The sequence below is a fragment of the Halopseudomonas pelagia CL-AP6 genome, from assembly GCF_000410875.1.
GTDB lineage: Bacteria > Pseudomonadota > Gammaproteobacteria > Pseudomonadales > Pseudomonadaceae > Halopseudomonas > Halopseudomonas pelagia.
In genome coordinates this window covers 90,971-106,115 of the sequence record NZ_AROI01000014.1, presented here as the reverse complement: position 1 = coordinate 106,115, position 15,145 = coordinate 90,971, and the positions used below count along the sequence as shown (strand labels likewise).

At 59.7% G+C, this 15,145-nt stretch carries 11 protein-coding genes; all 11 read left to right on the top strand.

All coding sequences use genetic code 11. The features are described 5' to 3' along the window. Positions 1-6: 6 nt before the first annotated feature. Entirely contained in the window at positions 7-2,595 is a 2,589-nt protein-coding gene (tssH, locus tag K787_RS0112060; RefSeq protein WP_022963063.1) for a type VI secretion system ATPase TssH, read from the top strand. Between the two features lie 16 nt (positions 2,596-2,611). Further along, a complete protein-coding gene (locus K787_RS22985) occupies positions 2,612-4,159 on the top strand; it encodes a sigma-54-dependent Fis family transcriptional regulator (RefSeq protein ID WP_052185366.1) in 1,548 nt (515 codons plus the stop codon). A 58-nt stretch (positions 4,160-4,217) separates the two neighbouring features. After that, positions 4,218-4,355, top strand: a complete 138-nt coding sequence (locus tag K787_RS0112050) for a hypothetical protein (RefSeq protein ID WP_022963061.1) — start codon at positions 4,218-4,220, stop codon at positions 4,353-4,355. Positions 4,356-4,375: 20 nt separating this feature from the next. Further along, positions 4,376-5,575, top strand: a complete 1,200-nt coding sequence (gene tagH / locus K787_RS0112045) for a type VI secretion system-associated FHA domain protein TagH (protein WP_022963060.1) — start codon at positions 4,376-4,378, stop codon at positions 5,573-5,575. A 5-nt stretch (positions 5,576-5,580) separates the two neighbouring features. After that, a complete protein-coding gene (tssJ, locus tag K787_RS0112040; RefSeq protein WP_022963059.1) occupies positions 5,581-6,063 on the top strand; it encodes a type VI secretion system lipoprotein TssJ in 483 nt (160 codons plus the stop codon). A 3-nt stretch (positions 6,064-6,066) separates the two neighbouring features. Beyond that, a complete protein-coding gene (gene tssK / locus K787_RS0112035; RefSeq protein WP_022963058.1) occupies positions 6,067-7,398 on the top strand; it encodes a type VI secretion system baseplate subunit TssK in 1,332 nt (443 codons plus the stop codon). 5 nt (positions 7,399-7,403) lie between these two features. Beyond that, a complete protein-coding gene (icmH, locus tag K787_RS0112030; RefSeq protein ID WP_022963057.1) occupies positions 7,404-8,318 on the top strand; it encodes a type IVB secretion system protein IcmH/DotU in 915 nt (304 codons plus the stop codon). Between the two features lies 1 nt (position 8,319). Continuing rightward, positions 8,320-11,844 (top strand): type VI secretion system membrane subunit TssM, encoded by a 3,525-nt coding sequence (gene tssM, locus K787_RS0112025; protein WP_022963056.1) that lies wholly within the window; start codon positions 8,320-8,322, stop codon positions 11,842-11,844. After that, positions 11,844-12,575, top strand: a complete 732-nt coding sequence (locus K787_RS0112020) for a PP2C family protein-serine/threonine phosphatase (protein ID WP_022963055.1) — start codon at positions 11,844-11,846, stop codon at positions 12,573-12,575. Before tssM ends, K787_RS0112020 begins: the two co-directional genes overlap by 1 nt. A gap of 17 nt (positions 12,576-12,592) precedes the next feature. Continuing rightward, entirely contained in the window at positions 12,593-13,570 is a 978-nt protein-coding gene (locus tag K787_RS22980) for a serine/threonine-protein kinase (RefSeq protein ID WP_022963054.1), read from the top strand. Positions 13,571-14,084: 514 nt separating this feature from the next. After that, complete coding sequence (gene dusA, locus K787_RS22975) at positions 14,085-15,128, top strand: tRNA dihydrouridine(20/20a) synthase DusA (protein WP_022963052.1); 1,044 nt, start codon at positions 14,085-14,087, stop codon at positions 15,126-15,128. The last annotated feature ends 17 nt before the right edge of the window (positions 15,129-15,145 follow it).

The window sequence follows — 15,145 nt, the reverse complement described above, 5'->3', positions numbered from 1 at the left end:
TAACCCATGATCAATGTCGATCTGCAACAACTGGTACAGGCACTAGATGCCCAAAGCCGGCAAGACCTGGAAACCGCTGCCGAACGTTGCGTAGTGCGCCACGGCAGCAAAGTACTTGTCGAGGATCTGCTGCTAGGTTTGCTGCAACGCAGTGACGGTCTGCTGCAGCGCGCCCTGCAAGATGCGCACCTGGATGCCGGCGAGTTCGCGCGTGTTCTGCAGCCCTGCAGCGAAGATAACGCTTCGCGCAATCCAGCCTTCTCGCTGGAGCTGGTCCAGTGGCTACAGGATGCCCTGTTGGTGGCGAGCCTGGAGTTTGGTCAAAGCCAGATCGATCAAGCAGCCTTGATCCTGGCACTACTGCGCAACCCGATGCGCTATGCCGGCAGCCAGCTCCAGCCGATGCTGACGCGCCTGGACGCCGAGCGGCTGCGTGACTACGCCCTGGCGCAACAAGACGCCAACCCAGTGTCAGCGCCCACGCAAGGTGCACAGTCTGCTTTGCAGCGTTTTACCCATAACTTCACCCAACAGGCCCGCGACGGCCGACTGGATCCGGTGCTATGCCGTGATGCCGCGATCCGTCAGATGATCGATATCCTCGCCCGGCGGCGCAAGAACAACCCGATCGTGGTAGGTGAGGCCGGCGTCGGTAAAACCGCACTGGTGGAAGGCTTGGCCCTGCGCATTGTTCAAGGCGAGGTGCCTGCGGCCCTGCAGGATGTCGAGCTGCATTGTCTGGATCTTGGCTTGCTGCAAGCAGGCGCGAGCATCAAGGGTGAATTTGAAAAGCGCCTTCAGGCAGTCATTGATGAGGTAAAAGCGGCCGTCAAACCCATCATCCTGTTTATCGATGAAGCGCACACCTTGATCGGCGCCGGCGGCCAAGCCGGTAGCGGCGACGCCGCCAATTTGTTGAAACCTGCGCTGGCACGCGGCGAACTGCGCACTATCGCCGCCACGACCTGGAGCGAATACAAACAGTACTTTGAAAAAGACCCGGCCCTGGCCCGGCGCTTCCAGCCAGTGCAGCTGCACGAGCCGAGCATCAGTGAAGCGGTGACCATCCTGCGCGGTCTGGCGCCGGTGTACGAGAAAAGCCACGGTATCTATCTGCGCGATGATGCGGTGGTTGCCGCTGCCGAATTGTCCGCCCGCTATCTGGCTGGCCGGCAGTTACCCGACAAAGCCGTTGATGTACTGGACACCGCCTGTGCCCGCGTCCGCATCAGTCTCGCAGCCGCCCCCGATGCATTGGAGCGGCTACGCACTGCGCTCGCCGAAGACCAGCGCCAATGGCTGGCGCTGACCCGTGACCAGCAGGCCGGACTGGCCGTTGACGAAGAGCAATTGAGCAAACTGCAAGACAAACGCGAACAGGATCGGGCGGACGCTAGCGCATTGGAGCAGCGCTGGCTGACGCAGAAAGCACTGGCTGATCGATTGCTCGAGCTGCGCCAGCAAGCCGCCACCCTGCGTGCGGCGGAGCAGCCGGACACCAGCGCCGATCTAGCCGACATCGAGACGGCTTTGCGTGCTACCCAGGCCGAGTTGGCTGTGGCCCAAAGTGAAGAGCGGCTGGTTAGCCATGAAGTCTGCCCACGTCTGGTCGCAGAAGTGATCAGCCACTGGACCGGGGTACCGGTAACCCAGCTTGCGCGCGAACATAACGCCAGCATTACCCGCTTTGCCAGCGACTTGCGCCAGCGCGTACGCGGCCAGGAGCAGGCCATCAGCGCTCTGGATCGGGCCATGCGCGCCAGCGCAGCGGGCCTGAACCGTGCCGAAGCACCGGTCGGTGTGTTCCTGCTGGTCGGCCCCAGTGGCGTCGGCAAGACTGAAACGGCGCTAGCCCTGGCCGACCTGCTGTATGGCGGTGAGCGTTTCCTGACCACCATCAACATGTCCGAATTCCAGGAAAAACATACGGTATCGCGGCTGATCGGCGCGCCGCCCGGCTATGTCGGCTACGGCGAAGGCGGCATGCTCACCGAAGCAGTACGGCAGAAACCCTATTCAGTGATTCTGCTCGATGAAGTCGAGAAGGCCGATCCCGACGTCATGAACCTGTTCTATCAGATCTTCGACAAGGGCGTGGCCAATGACGGCGAGGGGCGCGAAATCAACTTTCGCAACACCTTGATTCTGATGACCTCAAACCTCGCTAGCGAGCACATTGAGCAACTCTGCCAGGGTGCCGAGCACCCCGACGCCCAAGTGCTGGAAGACGCCATACGACCGCGCTTGAGCCAGCATTTCAAGCCAGCTCTGCTGGCTCGCATGCGCGTTGTGCCTTACTACCCAATAGCCGGAGAAGTACTGCAGGAGCTGGTCGGCATGAAGCTCGCACGCTTTGCTGAGCGCTTGCAACGTCGCGACCTGACATTTACTCACAGCTCTGCGCTGGTGAGCTATTTTGCTGATCGTTGCGCTCAGGGCAATAGCGGTGCGCGCCTGGTTGACCGCTTGATTGATCAGCACCTGCAACCGCTGGCGGTCGACCGTCTGCTAGAGGCGATGGCGTGCGGCGAACAGCTGCAGCGCGCCCATGCCACCCTCGACAATGAAGGAGCGGTGGTCTGTGAATTCGCCTGATAATCCAACGCCGCAGATGTTCGCCCAAGTGCCGCAGCCGCTGCATTTTGCCGAAGCCCTGCTGGAGCGTTTCACCGCGCTGTCGCTGCTGCGTACGCCGAGCGCACTATGCAGCGGGCTGGTGCAAGCCTGTGCCGAGCTCAGCGACGCAACGCTTAGCCAGCTGTATCTGCTGGACGCCACTCAAACTCGGCTGTCACTCTGCGCCCAGTGGCATCAGGGCCAAATGCAGTTGCCTGATAGCGTCAGTCTGCCAAGCGACTATTCCGACATGCATCTGTTGCAATATTGCCTGTGTCAGAACCGCCCGCTGCTGATGAGCAATCTGGACGCCAATCTGCATAGCACTGCCTTTCTGCCAGACAGCGATCAATCCTGGCGCAACCTCATGTGCCTGCCGCTGACAGACGGCCAACAGCACGTCCGCGGCCTGTTGGTGACCGCCAGCCGCCACCAGCGCGAGCTGGATCATATGGATGAAGCCCTGCAGATGCTTGGCAACTTTGCCGTTGCCCAATTGCAACTGCTCGGCCGGCCCGCAGCCCCCAGCTTACCCGCGCTGGCAGTCGCGGATATCACTCCACCTAGCCGGGAGCATTTTGGCCTGATCGGCGAGAGCGCCGAAATGAAACAGGTCTATAGCCTGATCAGCAAAGTGCTGCACAACCCGGTCGCGGTGCTGATCACCGGCGAAACCGGCACCGGCAAGGAGCTGGTAGCGCGCGCTATTCATGAGTACGGCCTACGCCGCAGTAAATCCTTTATCGCCCTGAACTGCGCCGCCATGCCGGAAAACCTGCTCGAAAGCGAGCTGTTTGGTTACCGCAAGGGCGCGTTCAGCGGCGCTGACCGGGATCACAAGGGGCTGTTCGACGCCGCTGACGGCGGCACCCTGTTCCTTGATGAAATCGGTGACATGCCCCTGCTGCTGCAAGCCAAGCTGTTGCGGGTATTGCAGGAAGGTGAACTGCGGCCGTTGGGCAGCAACGACACCCACAAGGTCGATGTGCGTGTGGTGACCGCCACCCATCATCACCTGCGCGAGCAAGTCCAGGCCGGCCTGTTCCGTGAGGACCTGTTTTACCGCCTGACGCATTTTCCGATCCACCTGCCACCGCTACGTGAGCGCGGTGAAGACATCCTCCTGCTAGCCCGCGAATTCGTCGAATCTGCCTGCTGCTTTCTGCAGCGTGAACCCTGCCGCTGGTCCGACGCCGCGCTGGAGCAACTGGCCAGCTATGAATTCCCCGGCAACGTTCGCGAATTGAAGGGTCTGATCGCCCGCGCGCTGCTGCTGTGCGACGGCAACCTGCTGCTCGCAGAACACTTCAACTTGCCCGGCACTGCGCCGAATGAAGCCCAACTGAGTCTGCGCGAACGGATGGAACGGGTCGAGCGCAACTTGCTGATCGACTGCTTACGCAAAAACCAGGGCAATCAAACCAGCGCTGCCAGCGAGCTTGGCCTGCCGCGCAGGACGCTGCTTTATCGCATGCAACGGCTGAACATCTGCCCCGCAGAACTCAAAGCCAGCCGGGGTAAGAACAATGCCTCGGCACACTGACCCGGCTTTATTCGCCCAAGAATCCAGCATTACGCCACCCGAAAAAGAGGAAGTACCCATGATCACACGACGCTACTGGCCTGCCGCCCTGTTATTACTGGTCGTTAGCCTGAGCGCCTGCTCGGGCAACCACAAGTTCAACGACGGCGAATACCGCCCCTTGGGCGACCCCCAATCGGTGAAGCGCGGCGAATAGGCGCAAAGGAGAGCAACATCATGGAACTGATACTGGATATGGTTGGCTCTGAGCAATTTATCAGCGGCATGCCGGTCAGCAAAACCTTCCGCCAGGCCGGAGGCATCATCGGCCGCGCCGAGGACTGCGACTGGGTGATACCCGACCGCAAGCGGGTAGTGTCCGGGCGGCATGCCCAGGTGAGCTTTGAGAACGGGGCTTTCTACCTTACTGACACCAGCAGCAACGGCATACTCCTGAAACCCGGGAATACGCCGCTGCCCAAGGGCCAACCGCAGCGCATCGAACACGGCACGCTCTATTCGCTTGGCGATTTCGACATTCGCGCAAGGGTCGTGCAAGACCCTGCGGTGTTTAGCGAAGATCTTGGCCGCCCACAGGACGCTGGCAGCATCATCCCCGATGATGCCTTTCTTGATCTGGATCCACTGCACGCACTCGATCAACAGGAAGAAATGTACGCCGCCGGTGATGATCTAGCCACGTTCAGCCTCCCACCCTCAGCTGAACCCGCCCAGGCACCAGATTACGCCCCGATCAATATGGAGAATCTGACGATCCCGGAACTGGTCGCCGCCCCGCCCCCAGTCCAGGCCGCGCCACAAACGGCACCCGCACTTGCCGCGCAACCAGAGCTGTTCTGGCAGCAGTTTGCTGAAGCGCTGGGTATCAGTCTGGATGAACTGGACGAAACACAACGCCAGGCATTGGCAGTCAAGGCCGCCCGTTTGCTAAAGCAACAGGTTGGTAGCCTGCAACAGAGCCTGCGCAACCGCAATGAGCTGAAAAGCGAGATGAAGCTGGCGGTTACCAGCGTCGAGCAGGTCAGCAACAATCCGCTGAAGTTCAGCAGCGATAGCCGCCAGGCACTCGGCAGCCTACTGCGTCCGAGCGCTACCGATATGCCCGCCGAACAGGCGATCAATCGGGCGTTTCGCGATCTGCAGGCACATCAGGTGGCGCTGATTGCCGCCAGTCGCGCAGCAATCAAAAGCATCCTCGAGCATTTGTCGCCAGACCAGCTGACGCTGCGCTTCGAGCGCGAAAACAAATCACTGATGAATACCGCCGGCAGCCGCTGGCGCGCCTACACCCACCTGTATCAAGCGCTGCAGCGCGACGACAACTGGAGTCAGCGTCTCTATGCGCGTGACTTTGTTGTCGCCTACGAAGAGCAGATACGCCTGATCGCCACCCTCAACACCGATCATCAAGGATGACCACCATGTGTAAAACGCTTTTCCTGGCCCTGACTGCCAGCCTGTTTGTACTGGTCGGCTGCTCGACCGTATCGCCCTATTCGGACCTGACCAAGCTTGATCTGAACTTGGAGGGGAGCAGCCAGCTTAATCCAGACCTGAATGACCGGCCCTCGCCCATCGTGCTGCATCTGATGGAGCTCAAACACCCGGTGGCATTTGAAAATGCCGATTTTTTCAGCCTGTACCAGCGCCCGCGCGAAGCCTTGTCGCCTGACTTGATCGCCATTGAAGAACTGGAGTTACGCCCCGGCGAACGACGTGAGTTGAAGCTGAGCGTGCAGGAAGGCAGCCGCTATGTAGCCGTTCTCGCCGCCTATCGCAATCTGCCCGACACCAACTGGCGTTTTATTATTCCTCTGCAAGAGAAAGGCCTGAACCAGATTAATCTGCGTCTGGACGCCGAAGGGATTCATGAGCTGGACAGCGCCACCAAGGACAGGAACTGAGCCATGATGATTCAAAAAGTCGTCTGGCAGGAGGGCATGTTGCTGCGCCCACAACACTTCCAGCAAAACGACCGCTACCACGATCACCAGTTGACCAGCCGCACCCGGCGCATGAGTCATTACGCCTGGGGTTTTTTCAACCTGGAGATCGATACCCAGTTTCTCAATATGGGCAAACTGGTGATCAGTCAGGCCAGCGGGCTGTTACCCGACGGCAGCTTTTTCGAGCTCGGTAACGAGCGTGAGGCGCTGGCCATGGATGTACCCGCCAACACCAGCAACAGCCCGGTTTATCTGGCCCTGCCGCTGGTAACCGGCAACCACGTGGAAACCCGCCGGCCTGAACAGCGTGATGTACTGGCGCGCTATACCGCGTTTGACAATCAGGTCGCCGACTCCAATGCCGGGGATAGCAGCAGTAGTCAGGTCAGTTGCGGGCTTCCCGACTTCCGCTTGTTGCTTGGCGAGCAGCATAACGATCATGCCTACGTAAAGCTGAAAATCTGCGACGTGCTGGATACCACGCCCGATGGCGCAGTCAGCCTGGATGCGGACTTCGTTCCCGCTTACCTGCATTTTCACGCCAGCCCTTTTTTACAGTCGTGCATGAAAGAAGTGATCAGCATGCTGGCACACCGTGGCGACATTCTTGCCGAGCGCATCCGCGCCACCGGTAAGGTCGGCGGCGCCGAGGTCGGCGACTTCATGATGCTGCAATTGATTAACCGCCATGAACCCGTGCTGCGGCACTACCAGGGCATAGAGCAGGTGCACCCGGAGCAGATGTACCGCGAGCTGCTGGGTTTGCTTGGCGAGCTCTCAACCTTCGCCAGCGAGACCAAGCGGCCACGCCTGGATGGCCGTTACCAACACAACGATCTGGGCCAGAGCTTTCGCAAGCTGATGGACGCCATACGCCAGGTCCTGTCGATGGTCCTCGAACAGCACGCGGTGGAATTGGTACTGCAGCAACGTCAATACGGCATTCAAGTGTCGCCGTTGCAGGATCATACCTTGCTCGGCAGCGCCTCCTTCGTACTCGCTGCCAGCGCCGATTGCGACTCTGAAGAACTGCGCAAGCGCTTGCCGTCACATTTGAAAATCGGCCCGGTCGAACGCATTCGTCAGTTGGTCAACCTGCACCTGCCAGGCATCAAGGTCAAACCGCTGCCAGTCGCTCCACGGCAGATTCCGTTCCACTCGGGGAAAACCTACTTCGCGCTGGAACTGAGTGCTGAAGAGCTCTCCCAGTTGGAGCGTTCCGGAGGTTTTGCCTTCCATGTATCCGGTGAATTTACCGGCCTTGAGCTGAAATTCTGGGCTATCAGGAGCTGACCGTCATGATCAGGGAAATGGATTACAACCAGGATGATCATACGGTCATCGTCAATCGACAAGGTTCGGTACCGGCGCAGAGCCCGCTGACCGATTCCGCCGCCCCTCAGAAGTTCGACAAGCTGGAAGAGCGCATGGTTTATGCCGCGCGCCTGCGCCCGGCGGAAACGCTGAACCTGGGGATCAATCCGCTGGTCGCTGTGGCCTCGGCGCTGCTCTCGGAAATGGTGCGCCTGCAGCAAAACGTCGAACGCGAAGATCTGTTCGCGCTCAAGGATCGGCTCACTGCAGAAATCAAGCGCTTTGAGCATCGCGCCTTGCAAGATGGCGCAGAGAGCAGCCAGGTCATGGCCGCCCGTTACGTGCTCTGCACGGCCCTCGATGAGGCCGTGGTAACCACCCCGTGGGGCAATGAAAGCGAGTGGTCGCAGATGAGCCTGCTGAGCAGCTTCCATAACGAAACCTTTGGCGGCGAAAAATTCTTCCAACTGCTAGAGCGCCTGTCGCGCGACCCAGTCAAGCATCTGCCGATGCTGGAGCTGATGTATATCTGCATGTCGCTGGGCTTTGAGGGTAAGTACCGGGTGCTACCCCGCGGTATGCTCGAACTGGAAAGCCTGCGTGACAGCCTGTACCGCCAGATCCGCCAGCTTCGCGGCGACGTGCCGCGCGATATTTCGCCGCACTGGCAAGGTTTGACCGACAACCGCAGACGTCTGATCCGTATCGTGCCCTTGTGGCTGGTCAGCCTGTTTACGCTGATATGCCTGGGCGTCATCTATGGCGTTTTCAACTGGATGCTCACCGAACAGCGCGGCGCGGCCCTGCAGCCCTTTGTGATGGCTGAAATCCTGAGTCCAGAACCTGCACCGAATGCCACTGCTGTAAATGAATCAACTGACTCTTCAGGGATGAACTGATATGAAGTCCTTTTTCCTCAAATCCGGACGTTTTTTCCGGAAAAGCTGGGTATGGAGCCTGTGCCTGGTATTTGCCCTGGCCTTGCTGGTGTGGTTTGTCGGCCCCTTGCTAGCCGTCAGCGACAAACGTTTCTGGGCCTCCGCCAGCAGCCGCCTACTGACCATCAGCCTGATCTTCCTGATATGGGGACTCTCGATGGTCTACGCCAGTTGGCGCTCGAGCGTCGAGAACAAGCACAACGCCGAAGACGAAGACTACCAGGCGCGCCAGCAACGTCAGGAGCTGATACTCGAAGAGCATGTGCAACTGACTGGCCGATTCAAGGATGCCATGCGCACGCTGCGTCGCTCCAGCCTCTATAGCGGACGTAGCGAACGCTGGCGCCGCGAATTGCCCTGGTATCTGGTACTCGGCCCGGAAGGGAGCGGCAAGACCAGCTTACTGGACTTTTCCGGCCTCGAGTTTCCGCTCAACAAAGGCGACAAGCAGCGTTTGACCCGCGATGTCAGCAGCACCCACTACGCCGATTGGTATTTTGCTGAGCATGCAGTGCTGATCGATACCGCCGGCCGCTATCTCAGCCAGCCGGCCGCCGATGTGGATGCAGCCGGCTGGTCCAGCTTGTTGGGCCTGCTGCGTAGCCGCCGGCCGCGCCCACTGAATGGCGTGCTGATCAATCTGCCGGCCGAGCTGCTGCTGCGCGGCAGCGAGCTGGAACTGGAAAGCCTGGCGCGTCAGACCCGCTTGCGCTTGCAAGAGATAAATCAGCGCCTGGGCGCTGACGTACCCGTGTATCTGGTCATCAGCAAGGCTGACGGCATTGTTGGTTTCAACGAGTTCTTCGACCAGTTGTCACGCGAGGAAAGCGATCAGGTTCTGGGCGTGAGCTTTCGCAAAAGCCAGGACGGTACCGACATACAGGTAGTGCGTGGCGAATTCGAAACCCTGATGCAGCGGCTCAATAGCCAGGTAGTGATGCGCATGCACCAGGAACGTGATAATCAGCGGCGCGGACGCATTCTTGATTTTCCGCTCAAGCTGGGCCAGATCGAAGAGCATCTGGGGCTGTTTATCGAACTGGCCTTCGCGGGTAACCGCTATCAGCGCGCCAGCCAGCTGCGCGGCTTCTATTTGACCAGTGCGCCACAGGTACTGGATCACGCCCATCAACCGGCACTGCGCCAGGGCGGGGCAAACAGCCTACCGACCTTCCATGCCAGCCATGGCCGTTTTATCAAGAATCTGCTCAGCCGGGTGATCTTCCCCGAGGCGGACCTGGCCGGACTGGACGAGCGCGAGGTCAAGCGCATCAATTGGAGCCAACGGCTAATGTACACCATCGCCCTCGCCTGCCTGCTGGTGTTCGGGGTGATCTGGGGTAGCAGCTTCTCGAGCAATCACCAGCGCCTCGAGCAGCTGCGCGAAGTGGCTCAGGCGCTAACCGGTGACAAAAAACTGATCCAGCACCAGGATGACGCCGCCGAAGTGTTAAGCGCGTTGGATACCAGCTACGCCGCCACGCGGGTATTCCCGCCACGCGATCAAGTAGGCACTTTGCAGCGCGGCGGTTTGTATCAGGGCGACCAGGTGGACCCTGTGGTCTATCAGGCCTACCGCCAGGAATTGGAGACGCTGTTGCTACCACGTGTGGGCGCACAACTGGAAAGCCAGATCCGCACGAGCCTGGCTGACCGGGAAAGTCTGCTAGGCAGTCTGCGCGCTTATCTGATGTTGAATCTGGAAAAACGCCGGGAACCCCCCTACCTGCAGGAGTGGATGGCTACCGAATGGTCCTTTTTGTATCGCGGTGATACCGATACTCAGAACGGCTTGAATACCCATTTCTCCCGTTTGCTCAGCGAGCCATTCACAGCCTACTTGCTGGATGACCAACTGGTCGCAGATGCCCGTCAGGAGCTGCGCAGCGAATCCCTGGCTACCGTGGTCTACCGCATGCTCCGCGATCAGGCCGCCAGCTTGCCAGAGTACCGCTTAAGCCAGCGTCTGGGGCCCCACGCCCGCCTGCTGACCAGCAACGACAACAGTATCCCGGGCTTTTTCACCCGCCATGGCTACGAGCGCACTTTTATGGCAGAAGGCGGTGAACTGGTCCGCGAGATTCTCCAGGACAACTGGGTACTCGGCGATAGCGAACGCCTCAGCGCCAGCGATCTCGGGCGTTTAATGGTGGAAATGGAACAGATGTACTTCCAGGACTACGCCAGCCACTGGAGTGAAGCTTTGGCTTTGCTGCATCTGGAGCCGCTGGCCAGCGCCGCGCTGGGGGTTACCCAGCTTGGCAAGCTGACTGCAGCCAACTCACCCCTGCTGCTGCTACTCACCGAAGTACGGGATAACACCCTGCTCAGCGGCATGCTGGATACCGAAGTATCGGCACGGGATCTGACTGATACCGCCCAAGCCGCCGGAGTCCGGGTAGGCCGTACCGGGCGCCTGGCCGCGGCTGCGGCAGAACAGGCCCAGTCTGCAGTGGCGCAGAGCTTGCCGGACACCGCACGCAAGAATCTGGCCCGCCAGTTCGAGTCACTGCACCGCTTGCTGGATGTACAGGGTGCGCCGGGAACAGAAATGACCAGCGCATTGCAGGCACTCGACGCCTTGAAGATGCAGCTCAGCGGTCTGGCCAACGCCAGTGTGCCTGAGCAGGCGGCGTTCGAAATGGCCCGCGTGCGCATGCAGGGCCGCAGCGATGCAATCAACCAGTTGCGCAGCAGTGCCGATAGCCTGCCCGCACCCATGACCGACTGGCTAAAGACCTTGGCCGCCGATAGCTGGATGCTGGTGCTCAACGATGCCTACCAATACCTCAATCAGCGCTATCGCAGCGAGCTGTATGCCGCGTACACGACCTCGGTAGGCAAACGCTATCCCTTTGTAGCGACTAGCGAAAGCGATGTAGCCCTGGCGGACTTCCGTGAATTCTTCAAGGCTCAGGGTACCGCCGACAGCTTCTTTGACCGCTATCTCTCTGGTTTTGTCAGCGACAACAGTGGTGCTTTCCAATTGCGCCGGGTAGATGGTCGCAGCCTGCCAATGTCACGCGAATTCCTCAAACAGATGGCTACGCTACAGACCATTCGGCGCAGCTTCTTCGCCGAAAATCCGAACGAGCCGCAGATCCTCTTCAAGCTGGAACCGCACTCCCTGGATTCAAGCCTTGGTCGCGCCAACTTCCGCTTTGGTAATCAGAATATGGAATACCGCCATGGCCCGATCGTGCAGACGGCGTTCCGCTGGCCCGCCGAGGATAACGAGGGACGCACCAGCCTGATGGTCGAAGACCTGGGCGGGCGCAGAGTCGGCATCGAACAGAACACCGGACCCTGGTCGCTATTCCGGTTGCTGGATCTGATGGACGTGGACCACCACAGTGATCGCGACGTATTGATGTTGCGCGCCAACCTGGACGGCATGCGCGCGCAGTATCTGCTGCATAGTCAACGCTCGCCCAACCCCTTCGACCTAAGCCTGCTGCGCGGCTTCAGCCTGCCGGCGCGTCTGTGATGGCGGAGGTAACCATGCTCTGGCAAAGCACTGCCAGGACCGACAAAGGCAAGGTACGCAAACGCAATGAGGACGCCGTGCTGGATCTTCCGGAACGCGGCCTCTGGGTGGTCGCCGACGGCATGGGCGGCCACCAGAATGGTGCGTTAGCCAGCCGGCTGATTATTGAGGAAATGCTCGAGCTGCCCGATCAGCTGAGCCTCGATGAGCGCCTGCTAGGCGTGCGCGACTGCCTCTATCGGGTCAACCGGCTGCTGGGTCACGACATTACCGTCACCGCTGACCGGCCTGACAGCATCATGGGTAGCACCGTGGTGATATTGCTTGCAGAGGGCGAACGCGCCATCTGTGTCTGGGCCGGTGACAGTCGTTGCTATCTGTGGCGCAGCGGCCGACTGTTTCAGTTGTCACGGGACCACTGTCTGATGCAGGAGCTTATGGAGGAACAGCAGATGAGCGCAGAAGAAGCCGCCAGCCACCCCTCCGCCCGTGCATTGACCCGCGCGGTGGGCGCTAACGATCAACTGATGCTTGATGTCGTCGACTTCACCGTCTACCCGGGTGACACCCTGCTGCTGTGCAGCGACGGGCTTTACCAGGACGTCAGCAGAGCGGCGATTGGCGATGCGCTCGCCCTGGAGTCAACCGGCCACGCCGTGCAGCGCCTGTTCAAGGAGGCCCTCGACGGTCCGGCTCGTGACAATATCAGCGCCGTTGTGGTGCGCCCATGAACTCTCCGGACTCTGCCATGATCTCTGTAGAACCGAAACAGCCCCCTTCTGCGCTGCACCAATTAGCTGAAAACCCGGAGGCCCTTGCCCGCGAAATAGCCGATAACGCGGGCACCCAGACCACCGAGCTACCTGAGATCCTGTGTAAGCGTTACAAGATCGAACGCTTGCTGGGCGTGGGCGGTATGGGGGCGGTCTACCGCGCCCGCGACCTGCTGCGCGAGCAGTATGGTGATCCTGATCCCTATATCGCCATCAAAACCTTGAACGAGGAGTTTGCCGAGTACCCTGACGCCAACGCGCTGCTGTATACCGAGTTTGCCTTGACCAGCCGCCTGCGTCACAGCAACGTCATCCGCCTGTACGCGTTTGATGTGGATCCGCAAAGCCAGCGGGCGTTTATCACCATGGAACCGCTCAAGGGGCCAACGCTCGACCAGCTGCTGGAGAGCCACCCCGACGGCCTTCCCTGGGAGCAGTACCGCAGCATCGCGCTGCCGCTGATCGAAGCCCTCGCCTGCGCCCATGAGCGCGGGGTGCTGCACGGTGACTTGAAGCCCAGCAACGTTATGTTGGCCAAAGACGGGTTGCGGCTGTTCGATTTCGGTTTGGGCCAGCCCGTACAGGGCCAGCTCAATGGTCTACCAAAGCTTAGCCGCAAACGGATCGCCGCCTGGACGCCTCGATACGCTGCACTGGAACTACTCAATGGAGGGAACCTGACCAGTACCTCAGATATCTACGGCCTGGCCTGTGTGCTCTATGAGCTGATCAGCGGGTTGCATCCTTACAGCCGGCTGACGGCCAAGCAGGCAAAATCCATGGAACAGGACAAGAGCCTGCAAAAACCCGCCAATCTGCCGGCCCATTGCTGGCCAGCGCTGCGCCAAGCCCTGGCCTTTGACAAGGAAGTGCGGCAAATCGATGCCCGCGGCTTACATGATGCGTTCAGTCAGCCGATGCCAAGCCTGATAAAGCGCTTGTTCAGAAGGTAGGAGACGATAGAAGAAGGTAGCCAAGGTATCTGTGCACCCGGGAAGCTAAAAGCCGGAACCACTGTCGGCCTTATTTGCGGGTAATGCGCGACCGCCTCCAGCCGCCATGGCTGGAGAACTCTCCGGTATCACCGCGCAGCAAAAATCGCGTCGCGCGGTAACCGGCATGAAAAACTGAAACGTGATAACTGCGAGCCTTACGGTAGGCCCATACCCATCCATGTTTGTTCTGGTCCATTTTGGTTCTTTCCCAACCCCCACGATATTGAGATGATATTAAATTAGACTGCATGCTACCAATCAAAGCGTCAAAGATAACGCTATTTTTTTGCATGTCGACAAATAATTGACTGGCACGCCTCAAGATTGGCTGTCGCCGCTAACCGGACAGGTTCAGCAAGACCACTTTGCTGATAAACTACGCCGCCACGGCTGCGGCGACGGATCAGCAGCGTGATCGTATCCGAGAATAATGACAGTCTCCGGACACGCATGTTCTGAACAGGTAGCCATGATGAAAGCGGAATTACCCACAACCTTCGTCTTCAAACGCCCCGGCCCCTCCCGGCGCTTCTGCGTGGCGCCGATGATGGACTGGTCGGATAGGCATTATCGTTTTTTCGCCCGGCTGATTAGCCGGCGCGCTCTGCTCTACACCGAAATGGTCACTACCGGCGCGATCATCCACGGTGACCGCTCGCGATTTCTCGGTTACAACGCCGAGGAGCAACCGCTGGCATTGCAACTGGGCGGCAGCAACCCTGCTGAACTGGCGATCTGTGCGGCGCTGGCCGAGGGCGCCGGCTTTGCCGAGGTCAATTTGAACGTCGGCTGCCCCAGTGATCGGGTGCAGAACAATATGATTGGCGCCTGCCTGATGGCCCATCCGGCGCTGGTAGCCGAGGGCGTACGCGCGATGAGTAACGCTTGCGGCCTGCCCGTCACGGTTAAACACCGCATCGGCATCAATGGCCACGACAGCTACGAGCAGCTCTGTGATTTTATCGGCCAGGTGCATGAGGCCGGCTGCGACAGTTTTATCGTGCATGCTCGTATCGCCATTCTCGAGGGCCTGTCGCCGAAGGAAAACCGGGATATTCCGCCGCTGCGCTACGACGTCGTGCACCAACTGAAAAGCGATTTTCCGCAATTGGAGATTGTGCTCAATGGCGGGCTCACCGACTTTGACGTGATGCTGGATCACCTGCGCGTGCTTGATGGGGTCATGGTCGGCCGCGAGGCCTATCACAACCCCTATCTGCTGGCTGAAGTAGACCAACGGTTCTACGGGGATAGCCATACAGCGCCCGACAGAATCGCGGTGATGGCCGCCATGCGCCCTTACATTGCCAAGCATATGGCCACTGGCGGGGTAATGAATCACATCACCCGGCATATGCTCGGGCTGTTCCAAGGGCTGCCGGGCGCGCGGCATTTCAGAAGGCAATTAAGCAGCGCAATCCATCAAACCGACGACCCTCTAGCACTCTACGACCAATTGCTCGTAGATATGGCTCAGCGTCAACAGGCACGGGATTGCTCAGCGCAGCAGGCATAAGGTAAGGTCGGGGTAAC